This window comes from Actinoplanes sp. NPDC051513, from assembly GCF_044454685.1.
In the GTDB taxonomy this organism is placed as follows: domain Bacteria; phylum Actinomycetota; class Actinomycetes; order Mycobacteriales; family Micromonosporaceae; genus Actinoplanes.
In genome coordinates, this window is record NZ_JBITDW010000002.1 from 409,605 (window position 1) to 434,937 (window position 25,333).

The 25,333-nt window shown below is 73.0% G+C and carries 24 protein-coding genes; 16 read left to right on the forward strand and 8 right to left on the reverse strand.

Going from position 1 to position 25,333, the window contains the following annotated elements:
* Window positions 1–104 precede the first annotated feature (104 nt).
* Window positions 105–824 carry a hypothetical protein gene (locus ACIA5D_RS07140; RefSeq protein WP_396028951.1) on the reverse strand — a complete coding sequence of 240 codons (720 nt, stop codon included), beginning with the start codon at window positions 822–824 and terminating at the stop codon, window positions 105–107.
* Window positions 825–1,179: 355 nt separating this feature from the next.
* On the opposite strand from ACIA5D_RS07140, the gene ACIA5D_RS07145 reads away from it, so the two are divergent.
* Complete coding sequence (locus ACIA5D_RS07145) at window positions 1,180–1,503, forward strand: hypothetical protein (RefSeq protein WP_396028952.1); 324 nt, start codon at window positions 1,180–1,182, stop codon at window positions 1,501–1,503.
* A gap of 2 nt (window positions 1,504–1,505) precedes the next feature.
* On the opposite strand, the gene ACIA5D_RS07150 is transcribed toward ACIA5D_RS07145, so the two are convergent.
* The 4 genes from ACIA5D_RS07150 to ACIA5D_RS07165 all read right to left on the reverse strand — a co-directional run bounded on the left by ACIA5D_RS07150 (window position 1,506) and on the right by ACIA5D_RS07165 (window position 8,282).
* Window positions 1,506–4,229, reverse strand: a complete 2,724-nt coding sequence (locus tag ACIA5D_RS07150) for an EAL domain-containing protein (RefSeq protein WP_396028953.1) — start codon at window positions 4,227–4,229, stop codon at window positions 1,506–1,508.
* A 40-nt stretch (window positions 4,230–4,269) separates the two neighbouring features.
* Entirely contained in the window at window positions 4,270–5,718 is a 1,449-nt protein-coding gene (locus tag ACIA5D_RS07155) for a cellulase family glycosylhydrolase (protein ID WP_396028954.1), read from the reverse strand.
* A gap of 115 nt (window positions 5,719–5,833) precedes the next feature.
* Window positions 5,834–7,174, reverse strand: coding sequence for a hypothetical protein (locus ACIA5D_RS07160; RefSeq protein WP_396029492.1), 1,341 nt, complete (start codon window positions 7,172–7,174; stop codon window positions 5,834–5,836).
* Window positions 7,175–7,232: 58 nt separating this feature from the next.
* The gene (locus ACIA5D_RS07165) at window positions 7,233–8,282 is read right to left on the reverse strand and encodes an NAD-dependent epimerase/dehydratase family protein (protein ID WP_396028955.1); all 1,050 of its coding nucleotides are present in this window, start codon (window positions 8,280–8,282) and stop codon (window positions 7,233–7,235) included.
* 175 nt (window positions 8,283–8,457) lie between these two features.
* Between ACIA5D_RS07165 and ACIA5D_RS07170 the strand changes: the two genes are divergently transcribed.
* From ACIA5D_RS07170 to ACIA5D_RS07205, 8 genes are read left to right on the forward strand one after another with little or no spacing between them, the layout of a single operon-like run.
* Complete coding sequence (locus ACIA5D_RS07170) at window positions 8,458–9,111, forward strand: glycosyltransferase family 2 protein (protein WP_396028956.1); 654 nt, start codon at window positions 8,458–8,460, stop codon at window positions 9,109–9,111.
* Window positions 9,108–9,737: a DUF2064 domain-containing protein gene (locus tag ACIA5D_RS07175; RefSeq protein ID WP_396028957.1), complete on the forward strand. Its 630-nt coding sequence runs from the start codon at window positions 9,108–9,110 to the stop codon at window positions 9,735–9,737. The genes ACIA5D_RS07170 and ACIA5D_RS07175 overlap by 4 nt, the downstream gene beginning before the upstream one ends.
* Window positions 9,734–10,384, forward strand: a complete 651-nt coding sequence (locus tag ACIA5D_RS07180) for a methyltransferase domain-containing protein (protein ID WP_396028958.1) — start codon at window positions 9,734–9,736, stop codon at window positions 10,382–10,384. Before ACIA5D_RS07175 ends, ACIA5D_RS07180 begins: the two co-directional genes overlap by 4 nt.
* Entirely contained in the window at window positions 10,357–11,568 is a 1,212-nt protein-coding gene (locus tag ACIA5D_RS07185; RefSeq protein ID WP_396028959.1) for a molybdopterin-dependent oxidoreductase, read from the forward strand. The genes ACIA5D_RS07180 and ACIA5D_RS07185 overlap by 28 nt, the downstream gene beginning before the upstream one ends.
* Entirely contained in the window at window positions 11,565–11,792 is a 228-nt protein-coding gene (locus ACIA5D_RS07190; protein WP_396028960.1) for a hypothetical protein, read from the forward strand. Before ACIA5D_RS07185 ends, ACIA5D_RS07190 begins: the two co-directional genes overlap by 4 nt.
* A 9-nt stretch (window positions 11,793–11,801) precedes the next feature.
* Window positions 11,802–12,491, forward strand: coding sequence for a response regulator transcription factor (locus tag ACIA5D_RS07195; RefSeq protein WP_396028961.1), 690 nt, complete (start codon window positions 11,802–11,804; stop codon window positions 12,489–12,491).
* Entirely contained in the window at window positions 12,488–13,489 is a 1,002-nt protein-coding gene (locus ACIA5D_RS07200) for a sensor histidine kinase (RefSeq protein WP_396028962.1), read from the forward strand. Before ACIA5D_RS07195 ends, ACIA5D_RS07200 begins: the two co-directional genes overlap by 4 nt.
* A gap of 35 nt (window positions 13,490–13,524) precedes the next feature.
* Window positions 13,525–14,001 (forward strand): hypothetical protein, encoded by a 477-nt coding sequence (locus ACIA5D_RS07205; RefSeq protein ID WP_396028963.1) that lies wholly within the window; start codon window positions 13,525–13,527, stop codon window positions 13,999–14,001.
* On the opposite strand, the gene ACIA5D_RS07210 is transcribed toward ACIA5D_RS07205, so the two are convergent.
* The 3 genes from ACIA5D_RS07210 to ACIA5D_RS07220 all read right to left on the reverse strand — a co-directional run bounded on the left by ACIA5D_RS07210 (window position 13,998) and on the right by ACIA5D_RS07220 (window position 17,005).
* Window positions 13,998–15,014, reverse strand: coding sequence for a LacI family DNA-binding transcriptional regulator (locus ACIA5D_RS07210; protein ID WP_396028964.1), 1,017 nt, complete (start codon window positions 15,012–15,014; stop codon window positions 13,998–14,000). The two genes, ACIA5D_RS07205 and ACIA5D_RS07210, sit on opposite strands and share 4 nt — an antisense overlap.
* 66 nt (window positions 15,015–15,080) lie before the next feature.
* Window positions 15,081–16,241: an MFS transporter gene (locus tag ACIA5D_RS07215; protein WP_396028965.1), complete on the reverse strand. Its 1,161-nt coding sequence runs from the start codon at window positions 16,239–16,241 to the stop codon at window positions 15,081–15,083.
* Window positions 16,238–17,005, reverse strand: a complete 768-nt coding sequence (locus ACIA5D_RS07220; RefSeq protein WP_396028966.1) for a hypothetical protein — start codon at window positions 17,003–17,005, stop codon at window positions 16,238–16,240. Before ACIA5D_RS07220 ends, ACIA5D_RS07215 begins: the two co-directional genes overlap by 4 nt.
* 107 nt (window positions 17,006–17,112) lie before the next feature.
* Between ACIA5D_RS07220 and ACIA5D_RS07225 the strand changes: the two genes are divergently transcribed.
* From ACIA5D_RS07225 to ACIA5D_RS07255, 7 genes are read left to right on the forward strand one after another with little or no spacing between them, the layout of a single operon-like run.
* Window positions 17,113–18,351, forward strand: coding sequence for an amino acid ABC transporter substrate-binding protein (locus ACIA5D_RS07225; protein ID WP_396028967.1), 1,239 nt, complete (start codon window positions 17,113–17,115; stop codon window positions 18,349–18,351).
* Between the two features lie 7 nt (window positions 18,352–18,358).
* The gene (locus ACIA5D_RS07230) at window positions 18,359–19,237 is read left to right on the forward strand and encodes a branched-chain amino acid ABC transporter permease (protein ID WP_396028968.1); all 879 of its coding nucleotides are present in this window, start codon (window positions 18,359–18,361) and stop codon (window positions 19,235–19,237) included.
* Entirely contained in the window at window positions 19,234–21,012 is a 1,779-nt protein-coding gene (locus ACIA5D_RS07235; RefSeq protein WP_396028969.1) for an ATP-binding cassette domain-containing protein, read from the forward strand. Before ACIA5D_RS07230 ends, ACIA5D_RS07235 begins: the two co-directional genes overlap by 4 nt.
* Window positions 20,999–21,733: an ABC transporter ATP-binding protein gene (locus ACIA5D_RS07240; RefSeq protein ID WP_396028970.1), complete on the forward strand. Its 735-nt coding sequence runs from the start codon at window positions 20,999–21,001 to the stop codon at window positions 21,731–21,733. Before ACIA5D_RS07235 ends, ACIA5D_RS07240 begins: the two co-directional genes overlap by 14 nt.
* Window positions 21,726–22,649, forward strand: coding sequence for an NAD(P)-dependent oxidoreductase (locus tag ACIA5D_RS07245; protein ID WP_396028971.1), 924 nt, complete (start codon window positions 21,726–21,728; stop codon window positions 22,647–22,649). The genes ACIA5D_RS07240 and ACIA5D_RS07245 overlap by 8 nt, the downstream gene beginning before the upstream one ends.
* Window positions 22,646–23,884: a M24 family metallopeptidase gene (locus tag ACIA5D_RS07250; RefSeq protein ID WP_396028972.1), complete on the forward strand. Its 1,239-nt coding sequence runs from the start codon at window positions 22,646–22,648 to the stop codon at window positions 23,882–23,884. The genes ACIA5D_RS07245 and ACIA5D_RS07250 overlap by 4 nt, the downstream gene beginning before the upstream one ends.
* A 16-nt stretch (window positions 23,885–23,900) precedes the next feature.
* Window positions 23,901–25,328, forward strand: a complete 1,428-nt coding sequence (locus tag ACIA5D_RS07255) for an NAD-dependent succinate-semialdehyde dehydrogenase (protein WP_396028973.1) — start codon at window positions 23,901–23,903, stop codon at window positions 25,326–25,328.
* Window positions 25,329–25,333: the final 5 nt, after the last annotated feature.

The following is a 25,333-nucleotide window of genomic DNA, read 5'->3' on the forward strand; positions in this document are numbered from 1 at the left end:
TCCGGGGCATGGCCACCGGTACGCCGATTACCTGGCCACCGACGAGTCCGACACCGGCGTCCGCTACCAGGAGGACCGCGGCCACTCCTGAGCGAGCACCGTGCCTATGCCGACAGGGCCATCTCGGTCTTGGTGGGCTGCTCGGCAGCCGGACCTATACCGTAGGCGCGCAGCGCCGCGGTGACGCGCTCGGCCGCGGTGGCGGCCTTGTCGACCGGGCAGCGGGTGGAGAGCTCCAGCAGGTCGGAGCCGTCCGGGTAGCGCCAGTGCTCGGCGGTCAGGCCGCGGTCGAGGCCGCGCAACTTGACGCTCTGGCAGCGCACGTCGGCCGGCCCGAACACGGTGAGGTCGGCGAGGCCCACCCACGGCGGCGCGTACCTGGCGAGCAGCTTGCGCTGGCGGGCGGAGAGCAGCTTGGTCAGCGGACGGCCCGCCGCCAGGATGCGCGACACGTCGTCGCGGCCCAGCCGCTTCTTGAGCGCGCCCGAGCACACGGCATTGCCGGGCAGGGCGTCGACCTCCATCTGGAAGCTGTCGGCCTGTCGCAGCCAGCCGGGCACCCGGCCGGGCACCACGGGCCGCAGCTTGACCACGGCGTCGTCGTGCCGGCGCGAGCGGTCGCGGAAGCGGACGATCACCCCGTGCCGGAAGAAAGCGAGGTCGGGGGTGTCCAGGAAGTAGACGCGGCGGTCCGGTCGGCGGTCCGGGTCGATGCCCAGCGAGCTCCCGTCGTGCCGGGGCACGACCAGCTTGAGCTCCACCCGCTCGGCCTGACCGGCCAGGGTTCGCAGCAGATCGGTTTGCCAGAATTCCGTCGACGTCACGGCGTATGTCCCCCTCGGGCTTGGCGATCGCCGGGGCGCATACCCCGTTCACCCGCCGTTAACCTCCCGGCGGGCCGTCCGCGGCGTGCCCGTCACGGGCCGGCGAGATCACCCGGATGAGCGGCGGGGCGACCGCCAGGACGATGCCGGCCGGTTCGCCGATGGCGTGCCCGAGCGTCAGGACGGATCGGGCCGGGCGTCAGTCCCGGTCGCCCGGGAGTATGTCGGGGAGGTTCATCCGGATCACTCGGGCCGCGGCGGTGGACGCCCGGCGCGGCTGACGGACCGGTTTGGGCGGCGGCGCGGCGGGCACCTATGGCAACGCACACGCACATGACACTCAGAGAGGTAGCTGATGAGAATCGTGAAGCTGGCTGCCGGGCTCGCCGTCGGTTACGTGCTCGGCGCCCGGGCCGGGCGGGAGCAGTACGAGCGGATCGCCGCGTCGGCGCGCAGGCTGAGCGGCAGCCCCACGGTGGAACAGACGAAGCAGAAGGCCAAGGACGCGGCCACCGCCAAACTCGACCGGGCCGCGGACCGCGCCGGGAGCACCCGCAGGCCGCGATCGTCGAGGAGCACCGCGGCCGGCGGCACCCCGGCGGCGGCCGGAACGGTGACGGCCGGAAATCCGTCGCCCGCGGCCGCGTCGGGCACGCCGTCCGGAGGCCCGCCGGCCTGACCTCAGCCGTCGCGGTGGCGGGCCTCGCGGTGCGACTCGAGCAGGGCCTCCAGGTGCTCGGCGGGCATCGGTTCGCCGAGCAGGTCGCCCTGGCCGAGGCGGCAACCCGCGGCGCGTACGGTGTCGAGGTCCTCAGGGGACTCGAGGCCGTGGGCGATCACGTCCATACCCAGGCGCCGGCCCAGCGTCACGGTCACGTCGAGGACCGCGCCGGCGTGGCCGTGGGGGCCGGACCCCGGGCCGAAGACCTCCCGGTCGATCTTCAGCAGGTCGATCGGGAGGATGCGTAGCCGGCTCAGCGAGGTGGAGGCGGCGCCGAAGCTGTCGATCGCGGTGCGCATGCCCTGGGCGCGCAGGCGGCCGAGGCGGGTGGCCAGGTCATCGACGGGGGAGTGCTCATCCCGTACGCCGAGGAGGTCTTGCTCTTTGATCTCGACGACCAGGGCGGAGGGCGGGATCTGATAGAGATCGAGCGCGGTCTGCAGGCTCGCCTGGAAGGCCGGATCGGCGAGCGTGCGAGGGCGGACGGTGACCGCCAGCCACAGCTGCTCATGCTGCCGCCGCCAGCCGACCAGCAGACGGCAGGAAGCGTGCAGCGCCCAGTGACCGATCGCGCCCAGCAGACCCAGATCGTCGGCCAGCGGCAGCAGCTCGCCGGCCCGCACCGCGCCCAGCGTGGGGTGCCGCCACGACAGCAGGGTCTCGACGCCCACCGGACGGCGGCTCGCCAGGTCCACGATCGGCTGGTACGCCAGCTCCAGCTCGCCCCGGGCGACCGCGCCCGGCAGATCCTGCTCCAGCGTGGACCGGCGCAGGAGCCGGGTCTCCAACTGCTCCTCGTACCATTCCACCGCGCCCGGCGGGCCCGAGCGGACCGATCGCAGCGCCAGGACCGCCCGGCGGATCACCTCGTCGACGCCGGCCTCCGGGGTCAGGTCGGCCACGCCCGCCCACGCGGACAGGTGCGAGACCGTTCCGGCCGCCTCGTAGGGCACGGTCAGCGCGTTGATCAGCTGGCTGGCGAGCAGATGGGCACGGACCGCGCCGCAATGGGTCAGCACCGCGAACCGGGTCTCGCCCAGCCGCGCCGGCACGTCGGCGCCGGCCACCCGCGTACGCAGACGGCGAGCCGCCTCGATCACGACCACCTCGGCCTGGTCGGGCCCGCAGACGTCGGCGATCGCGGTCAGCCCGCCCAGCTCGATCACGATGATCGCGCCGGCGTCCGGGATCAGCTCGCCGGCCCGGCACAGGCCCTCCCGGTTCGCGAGGCTGGTCTGCTGGTCGAGGTGGGTGGACTGACGCAGCGCCCGCTCAAGGTCGCGCACGTTGCTCACGTCGCGGACGTGCACGACCAGGGTCTGGCCGGGCTCGGCCGGGTCGGCGCCGCTGGTCGTCCACTCGGTGTCCCGCCAACGGCCGAAGCCGTCCCGCAGGCGGACCGGCAGGCTGGCCGGCGAGTCGCTCCCGGCTAGTCGCCGGGCCAGGTAGGCGTGCACGGCGTCGGCCTGTGCCGGGTGCGCCAGCGCCGACGCGGCGTGGCCGAGAACGTCCTGGTCGGAGAGCCCGAACTGGCGGGCCGCGGCCGGCGACTGCCAGCGCACCGCGAGGTCGGCGTCCAGGACCATCGCCACGTCCGCCGAGCCGAACACCAGGCTGCGCAGCCGGTTGCCCTGCACGGTCAGATGGTCGGCGTGCCGGCGCAGGGCGATCGCCGACAACCACTCGCGGGCCGCGACGGCGGTGATCGCGGTGAGGCCTAGGGCGATCGACACGGTGTCCATGCCGCCGCCGTTGATCAGGTGGTAAACGGTGACCAGCGCGGCCGCGATCATCGGCAGCGCGAGCAGCGGGAAGCCGGCCGAGGGCTCGCTGCCCGCGGGTGGCAGCGGCCGCGCGTCCGGGCCGATCCGCACCGAGCCGTGCCACATGAGGACGGCGGCCACGTTGATCGCGGCGGCCGCGGCGATCCCGGCGATCGCGGCGTTCGGCTCGGCGGGGAAGTCCATGGCGACGACCAGCGCGGTCAGCCCGATCAGCGACAACGCGGCGCCGGGCGCGCACCACTGCAGCGCGGCCCGGTGCCGGATCGCGTGCACGCCGGCGACCGCGACGGCCGCGGCCGCGCCACCGCCGAAGATCAGCGCGGTGATCGAGGCGCCGCGCCGCTCGTTGTGCTCGTCGCCGAACAGCAGCAGCCACGGCAGGAAGATCACCCCGGCGGCGACGCTGAGCGTGTCGAGGCCGGCGCGCAGGCGGGCCGGCAGGTCGCGGCGCTGGTGCGGACGCAGGACGGCCGACAGGTACAGGCCGGCCACGAAGAAGAGGCTGACGAGGGGGATCTCGGCCGGCAGCGGGACGCCGCCGGCCAGCGTGTGCGGGGCCAGCAGCGCGGCGAGGCCACTGGCGGCGCCGGCCGGCGCGGCCACGAGGATGCCGCCGGCCAGCGCGAGCGCGCGCGGCCGCGGGCCGGCCGGCCGGGCGCGCAGCATCGCCACGCCGACGCCGGCCGAGCACGCGGTCAGCAGGCCCGCGGCGGCCGCGGCCGGAAGCAGGCCCCCGGCAAGCAGGCCCCCGGCAAGCAGGCCCCCGGCAAGCAGGCCCCCGGCAAGCAGGCCCCCGGCAAGCAGGCCCCCGGCAAGCAGGCAGAGCACGGTGAGGACGCAGACCGCAACCGACCAGGCAACCTGCCGGTCGGTCGGGCGGGAGAGGGGTGGTCCGCCCATGACGCCCATAACGACCGACCGGCGCGGAGGTTACGGCCTACTACGACATCGTCATGGCGACGTCGTCGAACCAGACGGCGCCGGTGTTGGCGCCGGACTTGAGGTGGATCTGGAGGCTGGCGGCCCCGGCCGGCGCGGTCTGGTCGACGGTCAGCTTCGTCCAGTTCGTGGTGCCGGCCGGCAGGCTCGCCGACGACGCCCCACCGAGCCAGCGGCCGTTCACGTCGAACCAGCTCAGCGCGATCTGGGTGGCGCCGGTCGCGGCGTTGCCGCGCGCCCACACCTCGGCGTGCCACTTCTGGCCGGGCTGGACCGGGACGATCGGCGACACCCGGTATGACGGGGCACCGGCCGCCGTCTTGCCGGTGTTCTTGAGCGTCACCGACCACTTCCCGGAGCGGGCGGCGGCGGTGGTCTTGGTGGCCACGCCGAGCTCGGGCAGGTAGTCGCTCCACGCCGACTGGCCGGCGGCGTTCTCGAAGCTGAGATCCAGCACATCGGACGGGTACGCCGTGCCGGCCCACGCGGCCTGCACCACGCGGGCGGCCGGCTTCGCGGTGCCGTCGGTGCGGTAGAGGCCGAACCGGTACTGGGCGGGGCTCTGCGCGACGCCCGAGGCCGGGATGGCCCCGGTGGCGAAGTCGTTCAGCGTCCACGGCGCGACCGACTGGACCCCGGCGACCTTCGCGGCCTCGAAGACCCGGGCCAGGTACGCGGCCTGCTCGCCCTCGGTGGAGGACAGGGTGCTGGCGCCGGTCTCCCCGATCACCAGGGGCGCGGGGGCGACTGCGGCCTGCGCCATCCGGATCTCGGCGAGCGCCTGCTCGGAGTTGCCGTAGAAGTGGTAGTCGTAGTAGTCGACCGGGACGGAGGCCTTCAGCTTCGCCAGGTCGGCGGTCTCGTTCACCGAGATCGTCACGGGGATGGCGGGCGCGGCCGCGCGGACCACCGGGACCAGCTTCTTGGCCCAGGCGATGGCGGCGGCGTTGGTGGGGTCGAGCTCGTTCTGCAGGCCGATCGCGATGATCCGGGTGTCGTAGCGGTAGGGCGCGAGGATCGCGTTCGTCCAGGCGGTGCTTCCGGTGATGTCGGTGTAGCCGTCCCACCAGTCGAAGAGGGTGATCTTCACGGTCAAGCCGTGCGCCACCGCGAGGGAGACGAACTGGGCGAGCTTCGTGGTGTACTCGGGCTTCGGCGTGGGGTAGCCGAACACCGACGGGAAGACGATGGCCCGGACGCTGTCGGCGCCGAGCGCCTCGGCCTTGGCGAGGTCGGCGTCGATGGTGTCCGGATCGAAGTCGGTCCACATCCGGGTCCAGCCGGCCTGCGACGGGTAGTAGTTGATCTGCTTGGCCGCCTTGACCGCGGCGAGCCGGCCGGACAGCGTCGTGGCGGCGGGCGCGGTGGCCGTCGCGCTTGCGGGGACGGTCACCAGCGGCGCCGCGATCATTACCGCGGCAAGTGTGATCCCGCGAGCGAACTTACGCACGTGTCGAGCCCTTCTGCAACCGGTCGGAGGTGGTACCTCCTGTCGGCTACGGACCGGGCTCGGAAAAGGTCTGTTGATTGTGTTTCGCGGGGTGATTCGGGTGCGGTTCGGTTGCCTACCAGACCGTGAGCAGGACGTGGTTCACGATGAGGGCCACCGCGGCTTGCGCGATCAGCCACCGGCGCCGCGTGCGGGCGGGCAGCAGGGCGGCGCCCGCGAGCAGCCACACCGCGAATGGCAGCCAGATCCGCTCGACCTCGGCCTTGCTGTAGCCGGACAGGTCGGCGGCGAGGATGGCGGCCGCGGCGGCGAGCGGGAGGAGCCAGGGCCCACGCCGGGCCGCGACGGCCCGGCGGATGATCACGGCGGCGACCGGCCCGGCGGCGATGGTTAGGGCCGCGAGGTTGGCCCAGACCCAATACGCGTACGGGCGATGCGCCGCGATTCCCTGGTAGTAGCGACGCGTGACGAGGTGGTAGCCGGTGAGCCAGTCGAAGCCCGCCGCGGTGAACGTCGCCACGACCGCGGCCGCGCCGGCAATTGCCCACGCGGCCGTTCGCCATGCGCCGGGCACTGCTCTGTGTGCGGACAGCACGACGGCGGCGACGATCACGAACATCAGGACGAGGCCGTACGAGAGGTAGGCGCCCCCGGCTAGGAGCAGCCCGCCCACTAAGGCGGCTGGCTGGGAACGGCGGACTAGGCCGTACGCCAGGAATGCCACCCCGGACGCGGTGACACCGGCGAATAGGCCATCGGCGGAGACGCCCACCCAGATCGCGCCGGGGAACAGCGCCACGAACGGGGCCGCGGCCCGGCCCGCCCGCTCGGAGACGAGCAGCCGGACGGTCTCCGGCACGGCGACCGCGGTGAGCGCCCCGGCGGCGATGCACAGCAGGCCGGTCCAGGCGCCACCGGACAGGCCGAGCCGGTCCAGGCCCACGAAGACCAGCAGGGCGCCGGGCGGATGGCCGGAGACGTGCGTGGTCCATGAGTCGGGCTGGAAATCGAGGATCCGTCCCGTGAAGCCGCGCAGCATTTTTGGGACGTCGGTGACGCCTGGGACCTCGGTGAGGTACTCGGGGCGGGTGGTCAGGCGGCCGGCCACGCCGCGTTGCCAGCCGTCGACGAGCGCCAGCGACAGGGTCCACAGGAGTGCGGTCACATAGGACGCGGCCAGCAGGGGCCGCCATCGCAGGCGGGCGGCCAGCACCGGGCCGTAGCGGCACACCGCCACCGCCACTGCGATGGCGAGCGGCGTGCCCGGGCCGACGTGGGGCAGCCAGTGGGCGAACAGGGGCGCGGCGGCCGCGTGCGCCGGGTGGCCGAGCAGCTGGAGTACCCCGGCCGTGATGGCCGCCGCCACGACCAGCGCCAGGGCGACGGCCGCGGCGACGAGGTCGGCCACCCACCCGGCGGGGCGCGGCTTCATCAACGCGGCCGGACGTCGCTTCATCTGCGTGGCCGGGCGTGACTTCATCTGCGCGGCTTCTTCCGTTCGGGCGGGCGCGGCTTCATCCGCGTAGTGGGGCGCAGGCGAACTCCGCCACTCCCTCGGGGAGCGCGATCCGGGCACGGAAGCCCAGCTCGGCGGCGGCGCGGCCGGGGTGGGCCACGATGTGCCGGACGTCGCCGAGGCGGAATTCGCCGGTCGTCACCGGGGCTGGGCCGCCGGCTGCGCGGGACAGCTCGGCGGCCAGCTCGCCCACGGTGGCCGGCCGGCCGGAGGCGATGTTGTATGCCCGCCACCCGCCGGACGTCGCGGTCGATGCGAGCGCGGCGACGTTCGCGGCGGCCACGTCGCGGACGTGGACGAAGTCCCGCCGCTGGCCGCCGTCCTCGAAGACGCGCGGCGGCAGCCCGGCCTCGACCGCGGACCGGAAGATCGCCGCCACCCCGCTGTAGGGAGTGTCGCGCGGCATCCCCGGGCCGTACACGTTGTGGTAGCGCAGCGCCGCCACCGCGCCGCCGGTCTCCCGCGCCCAGGCGGCGGTCAGGTGTTCCTGGGCGACTTTCGTCGCGGCGTAGACGCTGCGGGGGTCGAGCGGCGCGTCCTCGCCGACCAACTCGGGCGCCAGCGCGTCACCGCAGCGCGGGCACGGTGGCTCGAAGCGGCCCGCGGCCAGATCGGCCACGACGCGGGGACCGGGCCGGACCGGGCCATGCGCGGCGCAGGCGTACCCGCCCTCGCCGTAGACCACCATCGAGCTGGCCAAGACGAGTCGGCTGACCCCGGCACGGGCCATCGCGGCGAGCAGGACGGCGGTGGCGAGATCGTTGCAGCCGACGTAGTCGGGCAGGTCGTCCAGATTCGCGCCGAGCCCGACCATGGCGGCCTGGTGGACGACCACCTCCACGCCGGCCAGGGCCGCGTCGACCGCGTCCGCGTCGCGCAGGTCGGCCCGGAGCACGGTGGCCCCGGCGATCGTGGCCGGCAGCGGCTCGCGGTGGGCGGCCGGGTGGCCGGAGTCGAGGACGGTCACGTCATGGCCGGTCGCGGACAGCGCCGCGACGACATGGGATCCGATGAAGCCGGCGCCGCCGGTCACAAGCACACGTGTCACGGCGCCGACGCTAGGGCGCGGCCGGGCCGCGTGGTGGACGTGTCAGCGGTTCGTAAGGTTTGGTCAGCGGTTCGTAAGGACTCGTCGGCGGCGCGCCCTGGGCGTCAGCGTTTCGTAAGGGTTCGTCATCGGCTCGTAAGCCCTTTCCGGGCCGGTCGTCCCTAGCGTCGGCGACATGACGGACGTGGTGCTGCCCTGCCGGAACGAAGCTCCGGCCCTGCCCGGCCTGCTGGCCCGCATGCCGGCCGGCTACCGGCCGATAGTCGTCGACAACGGCTCGGCCGACGGCTCGGCCGCGGTCGCCCGCGCCTGCGGCGCCGAGGTGATCACCGTGGCGGAGCCGGGGTACGGCGCCGCGGTGCACGCCGGCATCCTGGCCGCGGGCGACGGCGTGGTCTGCGTGATGGACGCGGACGGGTCGTTCGACCCGGCACAGCTGCCGGCAGTGGCCGGCCCGGTGCGCGACGGCGAGGCCGAGCTGGCGACCGGCCGCCGCCGCCCGGCCGCGCGCGGGGTGTGGCCGCTGCACGCCCGGGCCGGCAACGCGATCCTGGCCCGGCGGGTGCGCCGGGTCACCGGGCTGGACGTGCACGACATCGGCCCGATGCGGGCCGCGCGCCGCGGCGACCTGCTCGCGCTCGGGCTGCGCGACCGCCGGTTCGGCTACCCGCTCGAGCTGCTGATCGCGGCCGGCCGGGCCGGCTGGCGGGTCGCCGAGATCGATGTGGACTATCTGCCGCGGGCCGCCGGCACCCGCTCGAAGGTGACCGGCACGTTCCTGGGCACCGCCCGCGCCGTCCGCGACATGAGCCGGGTGCTGGCCCGATGAGCGTGTCCGTGGTCCTGCTCGCCAAGGTGCCCGCGCCCGGCCGGGTCAAGACGCGGCTGTGCCCGCCGTGCACGCCCGAGCAGGCGGCCCGGGTGGCCGCCGCGGCGCTCGCCGACACTGTCGACGCGGTGGACGCCTCCGGGGCCGGCGCCCGCGTGCTGCTGACCGATGCCGCGTGCCCGGCGCCGGGCGGATGGGCCGCCCGGCTCCAGCGTGGTGGCCCGCTCGACGAGCGGCTCGCCAACGGCTTCGCCGACACCGGCGGGACCGCCCTGCTGATCGGCATGGACACCCCGCAGCTCACGGGCGATCACCTGGACGCGGCGCTGCGCCTGCTCGGCGACCCGGACGGCCCGGACGCGGTGCTCGGGCCGGCCGAGGACGGCGGCTGGTGGGCGCTGGGGCTGCGGGACGCCCGGCACGGCGCCGCGCTGCGCGGCATACCGACCTCCACCGGCACGACGGGCTCGCGCACGCGCGCGGCGCTGCGCCGGCGGGGACTGCGGGTGGCCGAGCTGCCGCGGCTGCGGGACGTGGACACCGTGCAGGACGCGTACGCGGTGGCCGCTCTCTGCCCGCGGGGCCGGCGGTTCCCCGGCGTGGTCGCCGCCGAGGTTCCCCGGTGAGCGCGACCGTGCTGTTCGACGCGATGTTCCGGCGTGCGGTCCCGCTCACCGTCCGGCACATGACCGGCCGGGAGCAGCGCTTCGACCCCGCCGCCTGGTGCCGCGACGACCTGCCCGGCGACCAGACCCTGCTCGCCCGCTGCACCGGGCCGACCCTGGACGTCGGCTGCGGGCCGGGCCGGCTCGCCGGGGCGCTGGCCCGCCGCGGCTGTCCCGCGCTGGGCATCGACATCAGCGAGACCGCCGTGCGCCTGGCCCGCCGCCGGGGGGCGGCCGCGCTGCGCCGCGACGTCTTCGACCCGCTGCCCGGCGCGGGCCGCTGGCACCACGTGCTGCTCGCCGACGGCAACATCGGGATCGGCGGCGACCCGGCCCGGTTGCTGCGCCGGTGCCGCCGGCTGCTGGCCACCGGCGGCCGGGCGCACGTCGAGGCGGCCGCGCCGGGCACCGCGGGCTGGTCCGGGCCGGCGGTCGTCGAGGACGCCGCGGGCTGCCCCGGGCCGGCGGCCGTGCACGGCGGCGCCGAATTGCCGTGGGCGTGCGTGCCGATCGACGACCTCGCCGCGCTCGCCGCCGCGACGGCGATGCGCGTGCTCGAGACGTGGACGGAGGCAGACCGATGGTTCGCGACCCTGACCGTTGGCTGACCCGCCGCCTGCGGGCGCCGCTGCCGGCGCCGCCCGCGGCGTTGCGACGCGGGCCGTTGCGAGCGGGCGCGTTCCCCTCGGCCCTGCGGTCCGAGCGGCTGACCAGCCAGCTCGGCGTGGCGCTCGGCGTGGCGTTCGGCGTCTGCTTCCTGACCGGGCTGCTCAGCCACCTGATTCAGCACCCGCCCGGCTGGTTCTTCTGGCCCTCACGACCGGTGTGGCTCTACCGGGTGACCCAGGGACTCCACGTCGCGACCGGGCTGACCTGCGTGCCGCTGCTCGGCGTCAAGCTGTGGTCGGTCTACCCGCGGCTGTTCGCCTGGCCGCCGCTCCGGTCGATCGCGCACGCCGCGGAGCGGGCCGCGGTGGCCGCGCTGGTCGCCGCCGCGCTGTTCCAGGTGGTCAGCGGGGTCCTCAACATCGCGCGCTGGTACGCGCCGATGCCGTTCTTCTTCACCACCGGCCACTACTGGGTGGCGTGGCTCGCGATCGGCGCCCTGCTCGTCCACGTCGGCGTGCAGTTGCCGGTCGTCCGGGCTGCGCTGCGCCGCCGCGCCGCCGCCGACCGGGACCGCCGCGCCGCCGCCGATCGGCGCCGTCGCGCGCTGCTGACCGGCGTCGCGGCCGCGGCCGGACTGATCACGCTCACCACGGCCGGGCAGACCGTGCGGCCGCTCGCTGGTCTTGGTCTGCTCGCGCCCCGCCGGCCCGGCACCGGCCCGCAGGGGCTGCTGGTGAACAAGACCGCGGCGGCCGCCGGCGTCGTCGCCGACCCGGGATACCGGCTGGTTCTCGCGGGACCGGCCGGCGAGACCAGCCTCGATCTCGAGGCGCTGAACGCGATGCCGCAGCACACCGTGCACCTGCCGATCGCCTGCGTCGAGGGGTGGAGTCAGGGCGCCACCTGGGGCGGGGTGCGGCTGCGCGATCTCGTGACGATGGCCGGCGGGGACCCGGACCGGGCCACGGTGCTGGTCGAGTCGCTCGAGCGGCGGGGCCGCTACCGGGTCTCCACCGTGCCTCCGGAACACGTCCGCGATCCGCTGACCCTGATCGCGCTGCGGCTCGGCCGCGAGGTGCTGCACCCCGACCACGGCTACCCGGCCCGGCTGATCGCGCCGAACCGGCCCGGTGTGCTGCAGACCAAGTGGATCGAGCGGCTGACCGTGCGGACGCCGCGATGAGGTTCCGCGCCGGGCTGGTCGCGCTGGGCGCCGTGCTCATGACGTACGCGCTGATCGGAGCCCTCACCGACGCCGACGCCGACCCGATCGGCATGGCCGTGTTTCTCGTTGTCGTGCTGGTCGGTCACGACCTGCTGTGGATGCCGCTCGTCCTGCTGGTCGTCGCGCTCGTGGCGACGATCCGTAAGAAGTTCGCAAGGCCCGGCGACCTCGGGCATCGGTAGCGTGACGGGGTGGGACATCGTGTGCTGGTGGTCGACGACGACCCGACCGTGAGTGATGTCGTCCGGCGCTACCTGGAGCAGGACGGCTGCGAGGTACGGCTGGCTGCCGACGGCGCCGACGGCCTGGCCGCGGTCGCCGCCGACGTGCCCGACCTGGTGGTGCTCGACCTGATGATGCCCGGCATCGACGGCATCGAGGTGTGCCGGCGGCTTCGCCGGCAGCTGCCCGGCCTGCCGGTGATCATGCTGACCGCGCTGGGCGAGGAGGCCGACCGGGTGCTCGGCCTCGAGGTGGGCGCCGACGACTACGTGACCAAGCCGTTCTCGCCACGCGAGCTCGTGCTGCGGATCCGCTCGGTGCTGCGCCGCGCCGCCCCGGCCACGGACCCGCCACCTTTTGTGCGCGACGCGGGCCTGACCCTCGACACGGCGCGCCGGCTGGCCGAGCTCGACGGAACGCCGCTGTCGCTGACCGTCCGGGAGTTCGACCTGCTGATGTTCCTGCTGCGCCACCCCGGCCGGGCCTGGTCGCGCGCCGAGTTGCTCGACAAGGTGTGGGGCTGGCAGTTCGGCGACCAATCGACCGTGACCGTGCACGTCCGCCGCCTGCGGGAGAAGATCGAGCCGGATCCGGCCGAGCCGCGCCGGATTCTCACCGTCTGGGGCATCGGGTACCGCTACGAGCCGAGCGCCCGATGAAGGACACGCTGCTCATCGCCCTCTACGCGCTGGCCGCGGGCGCGGTGGTCGGTGCGGCGGGCGCCGCGGTGCTGAGGTTGCTGCGCGGCCGGTCGATCCTCACCCACGTCGTCGTGCTGCTGGCCGTGACCGTGCTCGCGGTGGTCGCCGGCGTGACGGTGGTCGCGCGGGCCATGTTCCTCTCCGGCCACGACATGCGGGTCGTCCTGCTCACCGTGTGCGCCGCCGCGCTGGTCAGCCTGGCCGTGGGCGTGATCTTCGGCCGCCGGCTCGCCGCGTCGGCGGTCTGGGCGCAGCAGGCCCGCGAGCGCGAGCGCCGGCTCGAGGCCGGCCGCCGGGAGCTTGTCGCCTGGGTCTCGCACGACCTGCGCACCCCGCTCGCCGGGATGCGGGCGATGGCCGAGGCCCTGGAGGACGGCGTCGTCGCCGACCCCGTCACGGTCGCCGAGTACCACCGGCGCCTGCGCGTCGAGACCGGCCGGATGACCCGGCTCGTCGACGACCTGTTCGAGCTCTCCCGGATCAACGCGGGCGCGCTGCGCCTGGTGCCCACTGCCGTGCCGCTGCGCGAGGTGGTCTCCGACGCGATCGCCGGCGTCGCGCCGCTGGCCGCCAGCAAGAAGATCACCCTCGTCGCGGCGGAGAGCGGCTGGCCCACCGTCCGCGCCGGCGAGCGCGAGCTCGCCCGTGTCGTCACGAACCTGCTGGTCAACTCGGTGCGCTATACGCCGGCCGACGGCACCGTGCACATCGACGCGGGCCGCGGGCGCGACGGGGTGTGGCTCACCGTCTCCGACACCTGCGGCGGCATCCCCGACAATGATCTCGACCGGGTCTTCGACATCGCTTTTCGCGGCGAGCGCGCCCGCACCCCGGGCACCGGCGCGGGGCTCGGTCTCGCGATCGTCCGCGGCCTGGTCGAGGCACACGGCGGCCGGGTCGGTGTGTGCAACACCGGCGGCGGTTGCCGCTTCGAAGTCCGGCTGCCGGCCGGATGAGGTGTGCCCCGGCCCGGCCGGGGTACACGGCGGTCATGAGCATGGGAATCCTGGCCGGTGCGATCGCGGGCGCGGCCGGCACGGCCGCGCTGAACGCCGCCACCTACCTCGACATGGTGGTGCGCGGGCGGGGCAGCAGCGACACGCCCGAGCGGACCGTCGAGGCGGTGGAGGACCGGCTGCCGGTCTCTCTCCCGGGCGAGGGCGAGGCCCGGGAGAACCGCGTCAGCGCCCTCGGCAGCCTGTCGGGCGTGGTGACCGGCGTGGGCATCGGGGTGGTGTTCGGGGTGCTGCGCCGGGCAGGCCTGCGCCCGCCGCTGCCGGTGGGCGCGGCGCTGGTGGGACTGGCCGCGATGGCCTCGACGGACGCCTCGATGGCCTCGCTGGGCGTCAGCGACCCGCGCGACTGGTCGGCCGCCGACTGGTTCAGCGACCTGATGCCGCACCTGGTGTACGGCTCGGTCACGTACGCCGCGCTGGCCGCATTCCTGCCTAGGGACACCGGCAGCTAGCGGGGTCGGGCCGTGGACGCGCGGATCACCAGCGACGGGTTCATCAGCACCGAGCGCGGGTGGCGGTCGGGCTCCTCGATCGTGTCGAGGAGGAGGCGGGCGGCCTCGCCGCCGATCTCGTAGTGGGGGATGGCCACCGTGGTGAGCGGAGGACGCAACTTGTCGAGGAACGGCATCTCGTTGAAGCCCACCACGCTGATCTGCTCGGGGCAGGAGATGCCGCGCTCGGCGAAGACGTCGTAGCAGCCCAGCGCGATCAGGTCGTTGCCGGCCACGATCGCGGTGAACTCGGCGCCCGAGTCGAGCAGGGACCGCAGCGCCTGGGCGCCCTCGGTCTCGGACCAGTAGCCGCACTCGACCGTGAGCGCCGGATCGTCGGCCAGGCCGTTGTCGATCATCGCGTGGCGGAAGGCGCGGGCGCGGTTCAGGCCCGTCGAGGTCTGCTGCGGGCCGGAGAGATGGGCTATGCGCGTGTGGCCCAGCTCGACCAGGTGGGCCACCGCGAGCGCGATGCCGGCGTCGTCGTCGGCGCTCACCGACGGCAGCTCCAGGCCATCGACGCGACGGTTGACCAGGACCATGCGTACGCCCTGCTCGTGCAGCCGGATCAGCAGCGGGTGCTCGCGGCGCGCGGTCGCCACGATCAGGCCCTCGACCTGGCGGGAGCGCAGCGACTCGACCTGGGCCTCCTCGCGCCCGGGGTCGTTGTCGGTGTTGACGATCCAGGCGTTGTAGCCGGCCGTGGTCAGCACGTCTTCGATGCCGCGGACGATCGGCGGGAACAGCGGGTTGGTCAGGTCGGGGATGACCAGGCCGACGGTGCTGCTGCGCGCGGTCTTGAGGCTTCGCGCGATCGGGTTGGGCTGGTAGCCGATGGACTCGGCGGCGCGCAGCACCTTGCGGGCGGTGTCGGCGTTGACCAGCGGGCGGGTCTGCGGGTTGAGCGCGCGGGACGCGGTGGCGGGGTGCACCCCGGCGAGCTGCGCGACGTCGCGGAGCGTCGGGGTGGTCATTCGCACGAGTCTAGGGCCGGTCATCGTCGCCTCCCGACGGTCATGGCCGATGCTCGCGACGCGGTGTCAGTCATTGCCGCCTCCGACGGTTACGGCCGGTGTGGAGAGCCGGGCTCGCGACACCGTGGCCAGCACGCCCAGCGGGACGGCGGCCAGCGCGAGCGCGGCGAACCCGGCCGAGTAGCGGCCCGCGGAGGCCGGGGCGGCCAGCAGCGCCGAGGACAGCGCGCTGCCGGCGAACAGGCACCCGGCGAAGCCGGAGACGACGGCCGAGCGGGCGACCGGCAGCACCTCGGTGGCCCAGGTCTGCAGCGACGAGTGCATGGCGGCCCAGGCCAGGCCGATCAGGACGGCGACCGCAGCGGCGACCGCGGCCCGCTGGGAGACCGCGGCGAGCGCGCAGGCGGCGACCGCGGCGGTGGCGCCGCACGCGATCAGCCGCCAGGCCGGCCAGCGCCGGGACAGCGCGCCGACCAGCGGGGCGAAGACCAGCACGGCCAGGCCGTACACGGCGGTGACCGCGCCGGCCAGCGCCGCGCTGACGCCGGTGGACTCGATGGCCGGCGGCAGCAGGGTGAGCGCGCCGAGCAGCACGCCGCCCTCGACGAAGGCGAGCAGCAGCACGAGCAGCGCGGCCCGCGAGCGGAACAGGCGGCGGAAGCCGCCGCCGCCCCGCCGGCCCGTGGCGGGGGAGGGCAGCCGGCGCAGCAGGAACGAGAGGGTCAGCGCGCAGACGGCGGAGACCAGGAAAGCCGCGCGCCAGCTCACCGCGACCGCGAGCAGGCCGGCGCCGGCCGAGGCGAGGGCGGTGCCGAGCGCGACGCCGACCATGAGGTTGGTGACCTCGGTCTGCCGGCGTTCCCGCGAGACCGTGTCGCCGACGTAGATGAGGCTCGCCGGGATGGCCGCGCTGAACGCGGCGCCGGCGAGGGCGCGGGCCACCCCGAGCTGGGTGACCGTGGTGACGGCGGCGGAACCGGCGGCCGCGACGCCGGCCGCGGCCAGGGTTATCCGGAGCGTCCGGACGCGGCCCAGCCGCTCGGACAGCAGACCCCAGATCGGCTGCATCAACCCGTACGCGAGGAAGTAGACACTTGCCGTCTGGACCACCGCCGCCAGCGGAACGCCCAGCGATCGCGCGGTGATGATCAGCATGGGCGGCATGGCGAATCGGTCCATGGTGCTGACGAACGTCGTGGCCTGGAGCAGGCGCAGCGGGCGGGTCACGCGAAACGCCGGCGCAGGCCGGCCACCGTGGCCAGGGCCGAGGCGTGGATGACGCCGTCGGGGACGAGGCCCTCGTCGGGGTCTTTGAGCCGGCGCAGGTAGCGCTCGGCCAGCGGCCGCGGGAGGCCCAGCGCCTCGGTGGCCGCGGCGACGACCAGCTCGTCGTGCTTGCCGTCGACGATGGCGGCCGCGGTCTCGACCAGACTGTCGGTCAGGGCGGCGACCGGCGCCGGGTCGACGGCGGCCAGGACTGTGCCCAGATAGGGGTGGCAGACCTCGCTGACCCGGGCGACCGCGGTGAAGCCCGCCGCCTCGGCATGCAGCTCGTTGCCGGCGTTGAGCATCGTGTAGTCGCACTCGCCGGCCAGCAATGCCCGCAGCCGGGACGGCGTCGAGCCGAGCGTGATCACCTCGAACTCGTCGCGGGACACGCCCAGCGACGAAGCCAGCGCGTAGAGGGCGAAGGCGAACCCGGAGGCGGGCACGTCGACGCCGACACGGGCGCCGCGCAGCTCGCCGCGGCCGTAGAGGGCCAGGCCCATGCCGCGATCGATCGCGGCCAGCATCTCGACCCGGCGTGGCTGGCCGAGAACGTTGTCGGGGCTGGTGAACACGGCGTCGTAGGCGCCGTCGTAGAGCGCCCGGAACTGGGCCGGCGACGAGGGCACGAGCGTCTCGGTCACGTCGAGGGCCGGGTCGAGGTGACGCGCGACGCGCAGCAGGACCGACGGCGTGAACGATCCGAGTCGCACGGTGGTGGCCACGACGGCAGCATAGCCGCACTCGTTTGCAGTCGGAACTCTTGACATTGCTGTAACACAGGACACATCCTGCTACGCAAACGATTGCGGCCTCTCTCAGGAGGACCCTGATGATCGAGATATCCGTCCCCCGGCGAACAGTCCTCGCCGCTTCCCTCACCGCCGCGCTGGCCCTCGGCGTCGGCGCCTGTGGCTCCCGTCCGTCCGAGAAGGCGGCGGCCGACACCAGCAAGCCCATGACGATCGGCATCTCGCTGCCGCTGACCGGCGACTTCTCCCAGCCCGGCACCGAGGCGCGCCGCGGCTACGAGGTCTGGGCCGAGCAGATCAACAAAGCCGGCGGCCTGCTCGGCCGCCAGGTGCAGCTCAAGATCGTCGACGACGCCAGCAACCAGGACACGGTGGTCAGCGACTACACCAAGCTGATCACGCAGGACAAGGTCGACCTCATCCTCGGCACGTTCTCCTCCCTGCTCAACTACCCCGCCTCCGCGGTCGCCGAGAAGAACGGCATGGTGTTCGTCGAGCCGGCCGGCGGCGCGCCGAAGATGTTCGAGCGCGGCTTCAAGTACCTCTTCTTCGCCCAGCCGGCCACCGCGCCGCACCAGGCCGACGTCTTCGTCGAGTGGATCAAGTCGCTGCCCGCCGATCAGCGGCCGGCGACCGCCGCGTACCCGACGCAGGATGACCCGTTCGCGGCTCCGGTCATCGAGAGCATGCAGAAGCAGCTGGAGGCGCTCGGGGTCAAGACCGTGTACAGCTCGACGTACCCGGCCGACACCACGAACTTCCAGTCGATCGCCAGCCAGCTCGCCGCCAAGAAGCCCGACCTGATCGCCCAGGGCGCGGTCTTCGAGGACGGCGTCGGCCTGGTCCGCTCGCTGAAGCAGTTGCAGTACTCGCCGAAGATCATGTTCCAGACCTCGGCGCCCAGCAACGCGGGTCAGTACAGCTCCGGCGTCGGCGTGGAGAACACCGAGGGCGTGTTCTACACGGTCAGCTGGCACCAGGACGCCAAGACCCCGAAGAACGCCGAGTTCGTCGCGGGTTACAAGGCGAAGTACCAGAACGCCGATCCGGCCGAGGACGCGGCGGACGCGTACGCGGCGGCCGAGGTGCTGCAGGCCGCGGTCACCGCGGTCGGCTCCACCGACCAGGCCAAGCTGCGCGACTGGCTGCACGCCAACCAGGTGACGACCATTCTCGGCCCGCTGAGCTGGGAAGCCACCGGCGAGCCGATCGGCAAGTTCCTGCTCGGACAGTGGCAGTCCGGCAAGGCACAGGTCGTCGCGCCGGCCGAGGCGGCCACCACCCAGACGGTCGTGAACCCCAAGCCCGACTGGAAGTGATCGGCACATGACCCAGTTCGTCCAGGCGCTCGTGCTCGGGGTGCTGATCGGCGGCATCTACGCGCTCATGGCCTCCGGCCTGACGCTGATCTTCGGGGTGCTGCGGATCGTCAACATCGCCCAGGGCGCGTTCCTCATCCTGGTCGCCACGTTCACCTGGTGGCTGTGGCGGACGATCGGGATCGACCCGATCCTCGCCGCGTTCATCACCGCCCCGCTGATGTTCGGCCTCGGCTGGCTGCTGTACCGGTTCGTGGTGCGGCGCATCAGCGGGCAGGCGGCCTCGATGTCGGTCCTGCTCACCTTCGGCATCGCGCTGGTCATCGAGGGTTTCCTCAACGTGGTGGCGGGCAACAAGTTCCGCTCGGCCACCCCGGCGTACTTCGAGCAGAGCTTCCGGGTGGGCGACATCCTGCTGCCCAAGGCCCAGGTCTACGGCTTCCTTGCGGCGGTCGTGGTGCTGGGCGGGCTGTACGTGGTGCTCACCCGCACCTGGGCGGGCCGGGCCATCCGGGCCACCTCGCAGAACCCGTCGGCCGCGGCGCTGGTCGGCATCACGGCGACGGCCACGGCCGCGCTGGCGTTCGCGCTGGGCAGCGCGAGCGCCGGCGTCGGCGGGTCGATCCTGTCGGTGCTCTACCCGTTCTTCCCGGCGTCGCACTACGACTGGATCTCCCGGCTGCTCGGCATCGTGGTGCTGGGCGGCATGGGCTCGCTGCCGGGGGCGCTGGTCGGCGCGCTCGTACTCGGATTGGCCGAGACGCTCACCGCGACCTACGGCTCCCTGCAGTGGTCGACGCTGGTCTTCTATCTCGTGATCATGGCGGTCCTGCTGGTCCGGCCGCAGGGCCTGTTCGGCGCCCGCCTGCGTGAGGACGTCGCATGAGGAAACAGCATCTCGTCGCCGGCGTGGTTCTGCTGTGCCTGCTCATCTACCCGGCGATCAACCCGTGGCAGCCCTACCCCCAGGGCGTCATGCTGATGATGTTCCTGCTCGCGATCCAGGCCGCCAGCTGGAACATCATCTCCGGGTACGCGGGCTACATCTCGCTCGGGCACAGCATGTTCCTCGGCCTCGGCTCCTACACCGCCGCGATCATCGCGCTGCACACCGGCGTCAACCCGTTCTGGGTGGCGCCGCTCGGCGGGGTCGTCGCGGTGATCGTCGCCGTGGTGTTCGGCGCGGTGGTGCTGCGGACCAGCGGCCACGCCTTCGTGATCATCACGATCGCGCTCCTGCTGTCCGCGCAGATCATCGCCACCAACTGGGACTCGCTCACCAACGGCTCCGACGGCATCACCCTGGAGCTTCCGTTCTGGAGCGCCGACTTCCAGAACATCCCGTTCTACTACGCGTTCCTGCTGCTCCTCGTGCTGACCGTGCTGTTCAGCGCGTGGATCGCCCGCACCAAGCTCGGCACCGGGCTCATCGCGATCCGCGAGGACGAGGGCAAGGCCGCCGCGATCGGCGTCAACACCACCATCTTCAAAATCATCGCGTACGGGGCCAGCAGCTTCTTCATCGGCGTGGCCGGAGGCGTCTACGCGTATTACCAGACCTTCCTCAATCCGGTGGGGTCGTTCGCGATCCTCGGCAGCGTGCTGATCGTTCTCGCGGCGCTGCTCGGCGGGCGGGGAACGCTCTACGGACCGGTGATCGGGGCGTTCATCGTTTCGCTGGTGAACGAGGGCGCGACCGTGTACGGCGGTGGCAGCCAGTCACGCGTACTCATCATGGGCTTGATCTTGGTGTTGGTCGTGTTGTTCCTGCCGGCCGGGCTGCTGCCGACGGTGGAGGCGGCCTGGCGCAAGCGGCATCCCCGGAAGGTCGAGTTCACCGATCAGGTGGGCGCGCTGTCGCACAACGCGGCCGTGGTCCGGGCCCGGCTGCCGCAGCGGGAACCGGGACCGATTCTCGAGGTGAGCGGCGTTACGAAGCGATTCGGCGGGCTGGTCGCGGTCGACGGCGCCGATCTGACCGTCGAGCGAGGGTCGATCACGGCGCTGATCGGGCCCAACGGGTCGGGGAAGACGACGCTGTTCAACCTGATCACAGGAGCCATGCCGGCCGACGCGGGGACCGTGACGTTCAACGGCAAGCGGATCGAGAAGCTGCCGCCGTGGACGCGCGGGCATCTCGGCCTGGGCCGGACGTTCCAGGTGACGCGGCTGTTCAAGGACATGACCGTGCTGCAGAACGTGGTCGCGCCGCAGCCGGACGGCAAGGTGCGGACGATGCTCGCCGACGCGGTGTCGGGGGCCGAGGCCACCCGCGCCCGCGAGCTGCTCGACGTGGTGGGGCTCGGGGCGCTGGCGCAGCAGAAGGCGGGCGCCCTCTCCTACGGGCAGCAGAAGCTGGTCGAGCTCGCGCAGGTGCTGATGCAGGCGCCCGAGCTGATCCTGCTCGACGAGCCCGCCGGCGGGGTCAACCCGAGTCTGCTCGGGCGGCTGACCGAGGTGATTCGCGAGCTCAACCGCGACGGCGTGACCTTCCTGGTGGTCGAGCACAACATTCCGCTCGTGCTCGACCTCTGCGATCCGGTCCACGTGTTCGCGCGCGGGAAGTGCATAGCGTCCGGGCCGCCGGCGCGGATCAGGGAAGACCCGCTGGTGCTCGACGCCTACCTAGGGGACGACTGGAGGGCCGATGCTCACGCTTGAGGACGTCACGGCGGGCTACGGCGGCGGGAACGTGCTGCAGGGGGTGTCGCTTTCGTGCGACGCGGGGACGGTGACCTGCATCGTCGGGCCGAACGGGGCCGGGAAGTCCACGGTGCTCAAGGTGATCAGCGGGCTGCTGCGATGCCGGACCGGATCGGTCTCTCTTTCCGGCGAGCGCATGGACGGGCTCGACCCGGCCCGGATCCTGGCCCTCGGCATCACGCAGGTGCCGCAGTCGCAGGCGCTCTTCCCGGGCATGTCGGTACGGGAGAACGTGCTGCTGGGCGGCTACTTGATCCGCCGTGACCGGAAGCTGCTCGCCGCGCGGTATGCCGCCGTGTGCGACCGCATCCCGCTGGTCGCGTCGCGTGCGGGCGATCAGGCCGGGAACCTCTCGGGCGGGCAGCGGCGCATGGTCGAGATCGCGCGCTGCCTGATGCTCTCGCCCAAGCTGCTGCTGCTCGACGAGCCGTCGCTCGGGCTCGACCCGCGCAGCCTCGCGGCGGTGGCGGGGCTGATCCGATCGCTGCACGAGGGCGGGACGACCCTGCTGATGGTCGAGCAGAACGTGCGGCTCGGGCTCGGACTGGCCACCCACGGCGTGGTGATGGAGGGCGGGCGGGTGCGGCTGACCGGCACCGCCGCCTCGGTACGCGACAACCCTGAGATGGCCTCGCTCTATCTGGGCGGCACCCCTGCGAAGGAGACGCAACATGGCTGAAGCTGCTGGCAGCGTTGGTTGGATCGGAGCGGGGCGGATGGGGGCCGCGATGGCCGGCCGCCTCCTCGCCGCCGGTGTGCCGCCGCTGATCTGGAACCGGACGCGGTCGAAGGCCGAGGCCACCGGGTGCCCCGTCGCATCCGATGTCGCCTCGCTGCGATCCTGCGATGTCGTCTTCACGATGCTGTCCACCTCCGCAGATCTCGAAGAGGTGCTGTTCGGGGCGGAGGGGCTGCTGGCCGATCCCGCGTCGGTGCCGGGGACGCTGGTCGACTGCTCGACGATCTCGCCCGAGTCGTCCGCCCTCGTGCGCGCGTCGTGCCTTGCCCTGGGGGTCGACTTCCTGGCCGCGCCGGTCTCCGGGAACGGCAAGGTCGTCAAGTCCGGAAATTTGAGTATCGCGGTGTCGGGCCCGCTTCCCGCCTACGAGCGGGTGGCCGATCTGCTGGGACATATCGCGCGATCGGTGACCTATGTGGGGGAGGGCGACGTCTCGCGACTCGTCAAGATCTGCCACAACCTGATGCTCGGCGTGGTCACCCAGTGCCTGGCCGAGATCACCGTGCTGGCCGAGAAGGGCGGGGTCTCGCGGGCCGCCTTCCTCGCGTTCCTCAACGACAGCGTGATGGGGTCGATGTTCACCCGCTACAAGAGCCCGGCCTTCGTCCACCTCGACTACACACCGACGTTCACGCCGCTGCTGCTGCGCAAAGACTTCGACCTCGGGCTGGCGGCCGGGCACGAGCTCGACGTGCCGCTGCCGCTGGCCGCGCTGACCGCCCAACTGGTGCAGCAGGCGGTGTCGAGCGGGCGGGTGACCGAAGACTTCGCGATCCTGCTCGACCAGCAGGCGGCTGCCTCCGGGCTCGCGCTCAAGCCGGAGGACACGCCGGTCGACGACGGGCTGTCGTCGTGAGCCGGCCGCTCGGCGCTCCGGGGCACATGGGGGTCGACTACGAGGAGCGGGTCGACTTCGACCGGCTGCGGCGCTACCGCCTCTCGCGCGCTCAATCCGCGCTGGCGTCCTCGGAGTGCGGGGCGTTCCTGCTCTTCGACTTCTACAACATCCGCTACACCACGCAGACGTGGATCGGCGGGGCGCTCGGCGACAAGATGACCCGGTATGCGCTGCTCACGCGCTCGGGCGGGCCGACGCTGTGGGACTTCGGCTCGGCGGCACGGCATCACAAGCTGTACGCGCCGTGGCTCGACCCCGCCGATTGCAGGGCGGGCATGCTCGGGATGCGCGGGGCCATCGCCCCGTCGGCCGGGCTCATGGAGTCCGCCGTACGCGAAATCAAGGGCCTGCTCGTCGATGCGGGCCTCGCCGGCCAGCCGGTCGGCCTGGACATCGTGGAACCGGCGTTCCTGTTCGAGATGCAGCGGCAGGGGCTACAGGTCGTCGACTGCCAGCAGCTGATGCTCGACGCCCGGCTGATCAAGTCGCCCGACGAGATCATGCTGCTGAACCAGGCCGCCGCGATGGTGGACGGCGTCTACCAGGACATCGTGGAGGCGTTGAAGCCCGGCATCCGCGAGAACGAGATCGTGGCCATGGCCAACAAGCGGCTGTACGAGATGGGCTCCGACCAGGTCGAGGCGATCAACGCGGTCTCCGGCGAGCGGTGCAACCCGCACCCGCACAACTTCTCCGACCGCATCATCCGCCCCGGCGACCAGGCGTTCTTCGACATCATCCACTCGTTCAACGGCTACCGCACCTGCTACTACCGCACGCTCGGGGTCGGGCGCGCGACGTCTTCGCAACGCGACGCGTACAAGAAGGCGCGCGAGTGGATGGACGCGGCGATCGCCGCCGTACGCCCCGGCGTGGGCACCGACGAGATCGCGGCGTTGTGGCCGGCCGCCCCTTCGTTCGGCTTCGAGGACGAAATGGCCGCCTTCGGTCTGCAGTTCGGGCACGGACTCGGGCTCGGCCTTCACGAGCGGCCCATCATCTCCCGCCTCAACAGCTTTTCCGCGCCGGTGGAGCTGCAACCCGGAATGGTCTTCGCGCTCGAGACGTACTGCCCCGCCGACGACGGTTTCTCGGCGGCGCGGCTCGAGGAGGAGGTCGTGGTCACCGAGGACGGCCCGCGCATCCTCACGCTGTTCCCGTCGGAAGACCTCATGGTCGCCAACCCCTATTAGCCCGTTGGGAGTCCTCGTGTATTCTGATCTCTTCATCGGCGGCAAGTGGGTCCCCTCCTCGACCGGTGATCGTTTCGACGTCCTCGACCCGGCGACCGGCACGGTGATCGCGTCGGTGGCGGACGGCACGCCGTCCGACGCCCTTGCGGCGGTCACGGCGGCGTCCGACGCCGCGGCTGCCTGGGCGTCAACCCCGCCACGTGTACGGGCGGAGCACCTGCGCCGTGCTTTCGACCTGATGACTTCCCGCGCTTCTTCGCTGGCCCACCTGATCAGCCTCGAGAACGGCAAGGCTCTCGCCGACGCCCAGGGCGAGGTTGCCTATGCCGCCGAGTTCTTCCGCTGGTACGCCGAGGAGGCCGTGCGCGCGCTGGGCTCGGTCGCGGTCGCCCCCTCGGGCGCCAACCGCATCCTGGTGGTTCGTCAACCCGTGGGCGTCTGCGTGCTGGTCACCCCGTGGAACTTCCCCGCCGCCATGGCCACCCGCAAGATCGCCCCCGCCCTGGCGGCCGGCTGCACCGTGATCCTCAAGCCCGCCTCGGACACCCCACTGACCGCCCTGGCCATGGCCGCCCTCCTGGCCGACGCCGGCATCCCGCCCGGCGTCGTCAACGTCCTGCCGTCCCGAAGCTCGGGCCAGGTCGTCGACGCGATGCTGCACGACCCCCGCGTCCGCAAGGTCTCGTTCACCGGCTCGACCGAGGTGGGCCGCCTGTTGCTGGCCGCGGCCGCCGACAACGTCGTGAACACGTCGATGGAACTGGGCGGCAACGCCCCCTTCCTGGTCTTCGCCGACGCCGACCTCCCCGCCGCGGTCGACGGCGCGATGATCGCCAAGATGCGCAACGGCGGCGAGGCCTGCACGGCGGCGAACCGCTTCTACGTGGAGGCCCCGGTCGCGGCAGAGTTCTCCCGCCTCCTGTCGGACCGCATGCGGTCGTTGGCGATGGGCCCCGGCACCGACCCCGCCACTCAGCTCGGCCCGCTGGTCAACGAGGACGCGGTGGCCAAGGTCGACACCTTGGTCCGCGCGGCCCTGGCGGCCGGAGCGGTCGCCGTCACCGGCGGTTCCCGCCCTTCCGGCCCCGGCTGCTACTACCCGCCCACCGTCCTGACGAACGTCGCGCCCGACGCCCCCATCCTCCGCGAGGAGATCTTCGGCCCCGTGGCCCCCATAGTCACCTTCACCGCCGAGCAGGAGGCAGTCCTCCTGGCCAACGACACCGAGTACGGCCTGGTCGCCTACGTCTACACGCGAGACCTCTCCCGCGGCTTGCGGGTGAGCGAGGCCCTGGAGGCAGGGATGGTCGGCCTGAACCGAGGCCTGGTGAGCGACCCGGCGGCCCCGTTCGGCGGCGTGAAGCAGAGCGGGATAGGCCGCGAGGGCGGCCACGAGGGGCTGCTCGACTACACCGAGTCCAAGTACATCGCCGTCTCCTGGTAGCGCCG